Here is a 6567-nt window from a genome sequence, read left to right on the forward strand (position 1 = left end):
CCCGTGGATATTGACGCTGCCGGTGCTCGGCGAACACCTCATCAACCCACTGCGGCGCGATGGCTCTTTGCAGTGCCAGGCGTGCCATCACGCATACCGGTGCCTGCTGCTCGAAACGCTTCATCACCTCGTCAAACATTCCTTCGTACCCGACGTCCTTGAACAGGTCGCCAGGTTACCAGGTTTGACGCACAAAGACCTTGAAAGGGCTGGGCCTTACGTCTTAAAAGCCCGCCTCCTCGAGGCCACAAGAGACTCGATCCACACCGAGCCAGGGATCATCCTGCCCTTGCGGGGGCAAAAGTCTTTGCCGTAGGGTGATGAGCTTTCGCCGATCCATGCATCCACGTCACGACCGTCGCGTTTGACGATTCTCTTGTCGGCTACCGCAGTCTTCATTGCCGCCAGGCACGCAATCGCTGGTGAGCACAACGTGATCGGGTGCTGCATGTCCGCTTCTCGCCACTACGCAGGCGCCTTCCTTCTCGCCGGCATTGCTGCCTTTGCAACGACAGGCGATGCGCAAACACGGCTTTCATTTTTACCAGTCGAGCGCAATCACATCAGCTACCTCACCGGTGGTATCGGTGAGACGGAAGTTGAAGCGCTCAAGGCGAGGCGGCGCAGTTCAGCCTTCGCATGACCTTTGAGGCGGGCTCCTATCTCGCCGACGTGGGCATCAGATCTTGACCGCGACTGGCAGGCGGGCCTTGCTCGGCGGCCTCGGTGCCGTCTGACGCATGGTCCGCTATCAAGTTTTTCGCGAGCACAATCGGGTAACCGTACACAGCGCTTGCGTTAGAGTTCGTTCGCCTCGAACTCGTCGCGCTCGTGGGTCAGGGTTTCCCATTGACGGTAACCAGATAGCGGGCAATATCTTCGATACTTTCGGGTGGAAGCGGAGCGCCGTAGACCGCACGCATCTTGGTCACTTCGGCTTTCCAGTCGTCAAACGTCAGCGGTGGTTGACGCATCACCATACCCGCGGAGTGACATATCAGGCAATGCGCGTTTGCGAGATCCGATCCCGGGCCTTGCGGGAAAGGATTTCCCGTGGGCAGAGAAACCTGGGCGGTGTTCCCCGCAACGCTGGCTGGTGGTTTGGCGGCTAGCGCGCCCGTCGCGACGGTACCTGCGAAAGAGATGGTGATCCATGCAACCCATGCCCTCATGATCCGCTCCTCAAGCCGCAACGACGGTCATCGATTCAATCACATTGCGCATGTAGCCGCCGGGATTCCAGTTCGGCGTATCCGGCTGCTGAACACCGTCGTTGTTGACAGCCTTGACCTTTAGCACGAATTGACCCGCACGCCGTGGTAAGAACGACGCTTCCCAGCGACGAAAGCTGTATTTTCCGTAATCCGGACCAAGCTTCGCTGGCGTCCATGTCATCCCGTTGTCTGCTGAGAAATGTACCTCCCGGACGCCGGCGTCGCCCCCGAACGCAATACCGCGTATAGCCTGCGGCCTGCCGACATCCACGACAGCGCCGTCGCTCAGGTTCGTGATGAATGAGCGTGGCACCATCCGGTTGATCGGGACGGTCTTGACCCCGCTCTGACCCGGTGACACATTCGCATGAGGCGTGTCTGGAATCTGATATGCCTTGGCCATCCAGAAATTGGTATCCGGCGTGTCGATGACCTCGACGTCGTCGAGCATCTTCACCCAGTAAGTCGAATACCACCCGGGGACGACCAACCGTAGCGGGAACCCGTTCAGAAGTGGCAGCGGCTTGCCGTTCATTGCGAACGCCACCATCACTTCGCCATCGCGGGCATGATCAACGCTAAGCGTCTTGACGAAGTCGGGTGTAGCCGGAATCGCGCCTGCATCGGCCCCATTGAAGCGCACCTGAACCGCGCCCGCCTTTACACCCGCGCGGTCCAGAATGTCCTTGAGGCGCACGCCGGTCCAGCGCGCGTTGCCCATCGCGCCATTACCCCACTCTCCGCCCGCAACGCGCGGTTTGAAGAATCCTCGCGAGTTCCCCGCGCACTGGTTGACGGCGGCGATCTCGACGTGCTCGAACTCCCTGGAAAGCTCTGCAAGCCCGAGCGCGACTTCGTGCTGCACCGCTCCATGAACCCTGACCCGGAAGCTGCGCGCGTCGATGCTCGTCGGTATGCCGGCCAGGTGCCACCGCACAAAGAACTGATCGTTGGGCGTGAAAACGCCCTGATCGAAAACAGGGAATGGAGTCTCCAGCAGCGGTGGACGGCTGCGGACCAGAAGCATCTCGCCTTTTTGCGGAAACGCCGTAGTCAATTCCCGCAGGCCGTTTTCAAAGGGCAGGGTTACTGCATTCGCCGCTCTCGCAACATCTGACAGCCCCCACGTCAGGCAACCAGCGCCTGCCGCCATCAAGGACTGTAGCCACCGGCGACGCCTGATGTTGTATCCGTCGATCATCGCTTGCTCCGCGTCCGCGAACAGGTCGGCGCTTTGTTCGCGCCAGGCAGATTCCGCACGTACCCGAATTAATATATGCACCGCGACTGCGACGCTCTACGAGGGGTTACCCGATGGCCTTACTTTTCGTTCGAACTGCCAGGGAACTGCACGCGCGCGGCTTGGTTGAGACGGCGGTCCGCTGCTACGTTGTAGTGGCGCAAATGCTCAGGGGAATACGGGAATTGTCGGATCCGTCCCCTCGATATCCACTCCGGGATGATGAAGCTGGACTAGTTGCTCGATCTCGTCCACGCGCTCATGGGGAAGGTCGATCATCATCAGCAGATCGCCTTTCCTGATCGCCGTCCGAAAGCGGTCGAGTCGGGAATTCGGCACACTTACACCGATCAACGCCCCCAACCAGGCACCAAACCCGGCTCCCGCCAACGTGAGCGCGACGACCGCACCCCCGGCAATTGTGAGTCCAGCGGGCGGAAAGGCGACGGCCGCTAGCCCGGCGAGTGCGCCCGTTATCGCGCCAGCTGCGCTCGCACGTTCAAGTGCTGGCAGCAAATCGCTGCTTTGCGCGATCTTCGCCTCGGGCAGCGCCCCAAGTGGGATGTTGTCGTTTGCGACGACGTGAATGTGTCGCCACTCGATATGCCTGAGCAGTAACTCGTCGACGATCGTTTCCGCTGTCGCCACATCGGGAAGAATGAAATACAAGCGCCTCATCATGAACTCCGTTCCACCATAAGGTATCCAGATGTAGTTCGCGAATGACCCGACAACTAAGCCGTTGGCTGCTCCTTGTATGGCAACCCCTGCTCGACGGGAAGGGAGGGGTCACGCGACCACTCGTTCCACGACCCGAAATAAAGCCTTACGTCTTTAAGGCCTGCTTCCTCGAGCGCCACAAAGGTATTCGAGGCGCGCGCTCCCTTGAAGCAAAAGACAATGACAGGCGTCTCCCGGGAAATACCGACCGATGCACACTCTGCGAGAATTTCCTCGCGCGACTTGAACAATTGTCCCGTTGGTGTCGGCTTCATCATACGGTACCACTCGATCCACACCGAACCCGGAATCCTGCCCTTGCGGGGGCAAAAGTCTTTGCCGTAGGGAGACGAACTTTCGCCGATCCATTCGTCCACGTCACGAACGTCAAGTTTGACGACTCCCTTGTCGGCTACCGCAGCCTTCATTGCCGCAAGGTCCACCAGTATGCTGCCAGCGGCGGAACCAACGGGAAACACGGCTGGCCTGGATTGGGGCACCTCGGTCGTGCTGGGCAAGCCCTCCGCACGCCAGGCAATATAACCGCCGTGCAGAATCCTTATCTTGTCCCGCGGATAGCCGAGGTACCGCAGGAGCACATAACCGCGGCACGACTGGCCGAATCCGGTCGCCATCGACTGCTCGTAGATGACCGCGGTTTCCTTGCCTGACAGGCCGGCGTCGCCGAACGCCTTGGAGAACTTCTCACGCAACTCCGCCAGGCCTTGTGGCGTCGACGTCGCGAGATACGTAAAGATTTCGTGAATGTTCACGGCGCCCGGCAGATGAGCCTCGGCGTAGTTTGCTGCATCGCGCGTATCGATCAGCACTACCGACCCTGATGTCAGCAGTTCGGACAATTCGCTCGGCGAAATCAGGACGTGTTCGCTCATGGCTTCCCTCATCGGTTAAACGCCTCCGGATGTGAAACTCGTTTCTTCACAACTATTTTGGTGAGAGGCCCGCGTGTGGGCGCGCCACTGCACGATCTCGGAGCTTGCTCTACAAGCGGGTGAATGCACTGGAAATGCTTGGTGCCGTTACGGCGCTGCAGTTTTGCAACGCGGGGAACGAGCCTGTTGCACTGTCCGCGGCTCTCGCTAACCGTTGGAATCAGCCTACATTGCAGCCCGATTCCGTCGTTGACTTGCGTCAACATAATCACATGGGAGAAACACGGCGGCGTGACTGATACATGTCAATCCCTACTGATATAGTCGACCTATCGTGATTTCTTCGATACCAGGCGACCTACCCAGACATCAGCAAACGGATCGAGACGCGTGTGCCGGGAGCGCCGCGGCTTCTGGGATGGCAACGTCGCGTCACGCTCGATGCGGCACGCTGCGCACGCTTACTCCTGCCCTGGCGGCCCCGACTTCCTGCGGATGGTGTTTGCGCTTGTTCATGTACAGGCGAACCTGTTGGTCGGTGATGCGGGTTCCAGACATGCGCTGAGCCCTTATTCTTAAAGAATCCGTTACTTCGACGGGCGGGGGGGAATTCGGCGTCATTTCGAGCGTCACGCAGCCATTCTGTCGCAACTGCACGCGGCTGCGGCTCTGGCTGTCGGCAAACGGTCAGCTGTTTACCTGCCTGTTGCATCACATGGGTTAGACATACGGGCCGCGATGCGTAGCGGTCCTTCAGACGATGAGTTGCGACGGATCGCCGCCAATCTGTGGACGCCAGGGGCAGACCGCTACGCAGAGATGCGCGGAACGACAAGAGCCAGGAGCGGCCGGACAAAAGTCGATATGTCGTTCATCGGCGGATAATGGCCCAGATTCGGATACGAGTATTTGTTCCGAGCTCAAGAGCAGGTCTGCCTCCAGGGCACATCGGTGGTCGGTTGTTCGGCTAACCGATGCGTAGCGCAAATATCCGCATTGTGGGGCTGCGTTCGACCAAACACTATCCCGGCAACGGTTGCTTCAAGGAACGATTGAGGCGGAGCCCCTCATTTGGGGCGTGAATCGAATGGATACCGGAAGCAGGTCAGGTATTATTTGTCATTTCATTATGCGGGACTACACGCGTGTCGGGACTTACAACCTCCCGGGCATGCCCGTCATCGGGAAAATCCAGCCAGAGCAGGCGCGTGGGGAAAAGCAGCGGTGAAACGACGTAGCAGCCGCTTTCCTGCATCCCGGATGCGATTGCACACCACGCGTTCCAGGTTTGACCCAGCGCGTGAACGAAATGGCGATGCAGCCAGCCCTGCGGGTCGACTGTCGGCGGCAAATGAGCCGGCATGAAGGCCAGCCATTCCAGCAATCCAAAAGGTGGATAATCTCGCTGGCAGCGCGTGAGTGTCTGAATACTGAAGCGCCGCTCCCAGGACAGGCGCCATCCAAGCAGGGCAATCGCCTGCGCAGAGGTAAGCCCGTCGCACAGCATCAAGCCGAATTCGGGCGAATGGCGAACGGTGCCGGCCTCTGGCCGAACGGGCCGGATTGAACGCGCCAGACGGCGCACGCGATTATTCCGGATCTTCCTGTAAGCGCTGCACAACATGATGCATGTGTGATCGACGTGCGGCCATTCGGGTGCCCAGGCGCAGTGGGCCGGCGGGCACACTGACGGACGAGAGGCTCCCGCGCTTTGTGCTCTGGCGCGGGGCACGGAATCGACGCGGGGCAGCTCTGGTGGACGGCGAAGGTGCCGCTCCAGCTCGCCGATAAACGCGAGACGACGGGGAATATCCGAGCACGCCTGGATATCCTCGGCGGGAAGATAGTGCCCGGCAGCGTCTCGCTTTCGCCTCCTGCCTGGGGCGAGCAACTGTGCATACCGGAAGAAGTAGTCGTGCCATGCGCGCAGACGATCCAGCCCTGTAGTGTCGATTCCGGTGTTCGCGCGCAGGCGGCGAAGCGGGGCCGAAGCGAGCAGGGAGCGACCGCAGGCCGGGCAGGCATACGGATGGCGTACGAGCCCTGCGTGGAGACGGTACGCGAGCGGCTGCCCGCAACCGGCGCAGGCCTCGCACAGCGCGCATCCGTGAATGGGGCAGCGCCGGAACGCGGTGAACTGAAAGAGCGTTGCATGAAAACCCGCCGAAGCGCAGGTCAGGCAGAAGCGCAGCGATGGGCTCGCCGCGTCGAGCAAGGCATCAACACGATTCGCAGTACAAAACGAATTTTCAAGGTCGTGCAATCCGATGTGCAGGGTGTCGGCCAGGTCGGTGAGCCTGAAGGCATCCGCCGCGCGGAGGTCAACGCCCTCGCCTGTATTGATTGCTGGCAGAACCGCCAGGGCCTCGCCGAGTTGTGTCCAGTTCAGGCGGTTGAGCAACTGGAATTTCGCGAGCCGCGACCACGCAGACTCGACCTCGCATGTCCATGCCACACGCGTCGTATACGTTGTCCGCTGGGCGACGGAAACCCGGTTGTA

Annotated in this window: 7 protein-coding genes and 1 pseudogene; 2 read left to right on the top strand and 6 right to left on the bottom strand. The window is 60.2% G+C overall.

The annotated features are described in order from the left end of the window. The first annotated feature begins 364 nt into the window (after positions 1–364). On the top strand, positions 365–643 hold the full coding sequence (locus tag VMJ11_RS32365; protein WP_325625127.1) for a hypothetical protein: 279 nt from the start codon (positions 365–367) through the stop codon (positions 641–643). A gap of 193 nt (positions 644–836) precedes the next feature. Here the strand turns inward: VMJ11_RS32365 and VMJ11_RS32370 are convergent, their stop codons facing one another. From VMJ11_RS32370 to VMJ11_RS34580, 5 genes and pseudogenes are all read right to left on the bottom strand, one after another. Further along, on the bottom strand, positions 837–1172 hold the full coding sequence (locus tag VMJ11_RS32370) for a cytochrome c (protein WP_325625119.1): 336 nt from the start codon (positions 1170–1172) through the stop codon (positions 837–839). 10 nt (positions 1173–1182) lie between these two features. Then, positions 1183–2415 carry a molybdopterin-dependent oxidoreductase gene (locus VMJ11_RS32375; protein ID WP_325625121.1) on the bottom strand — a complete coding sequence of 411 codons (1233 nt, stop codon included), beginning with the start codon at positions 2413–2415 and terminating at the stop codon, positions 1183–1185. A 207-nt stretch (positions 2416–2622) separates the two neighbouring features. Continuing rightward, positions 2623–3132, bottom strand: a complete 510-nt coding sequence (locus VMJ11_RS32380; RefSeq protein WP_325625126.1) for a DUF1269 domain-containing protein — start codon at positions 3130–3132, stop codon at positions 2623–2625. 56 nt (positions 3133–3188) lie between these two features. Continuing rightward, on the bottom strand, positions 3189–4067 hold the full coding sequence (locus tag VMJ11_RS32385) for a sulfurtransferase (RefSeq protein WP_325625122.1): 879 nt from the start codon (positions 4065–4067) through the stop codon (positions 3189–3191). A gap of 347 nt (positions 4068–4414) precedes the next feature. Further along, positions 4415–4625: pseudogene (locus VMJ11_RS34580) on the bottom strand (IS21 family transposase); the annotation flags it as partial. Positions 4626–4638: 13 nt separating this feature from the next. Between VMJ11_RS34580 and VMJ11_RS34585 the strand changes: the two are divergent. Continuing rightward, the gene (locus VMJ11_RS34585) at positions 4639–4791 is read left to right on the top strand and encodes a hypothetical protein (RefSeq protein WP_414694549.1); all 153 of its coding nucleotides are present in this window, start codon (positions 4639–4641) and stop codon (positions 4789–4791) included. 381 nt (positions 4792–5172) lie between these two features. On the opposite strand, the gene VMJ11_RS32390 is transcribed toward VMJ11_RS34585, so the two are convergent. After that, positions 5173–6567 (bottom strand): hypothetical protein (locus tag VMJ11_RS32390; protein WP_325625124.1); only part of this gene is annotated, 1395 nt, incomplete at its 5' end.

Source organism: Paraburkholderia sp. (genome assembly GCF_035501035.1).
GTDB lineage: Bacteria > Pseudomonadota > Gammaproteobacteria > Burkholderiales > Burkholderiaceae > Paraburkholderia.

What these genes read in the sequence shown, in the direction of transcription:
- VMJ11_RS32375 (WP_325625121.1), bottom strand. Translation starts at nt 2,415, where the DNA reads ATGATCGACGGATACAACATCAGGCGTCGCCGGTGGCTACAGTCCTTG.
- VMJ11_RS32385 (WP_325625122.1), bottom strand. Translation starts at nt 4,067, where the DNA reads ATGAGCGAACACGTCCTGATTTCGCCGAGCGAATTGTCCGAACTGCTG.
- VMJ11_RS32380 (WP_325625126.1), bottom strand. Translation starts at nt 3,132, where the DNA reads ATGAGGCGCTTGTATTTCATTCTTCCCGATGTGGCGACAGCGGAAACG.
- VMJ11_RS32370 (WP_325625119.1), bottom strand. Translation starts at nt 1,172, where the DNA reads ATGAGGGCATGGGTTGCATGGATCACCATCTCTTTCGCAGGTACCGTC.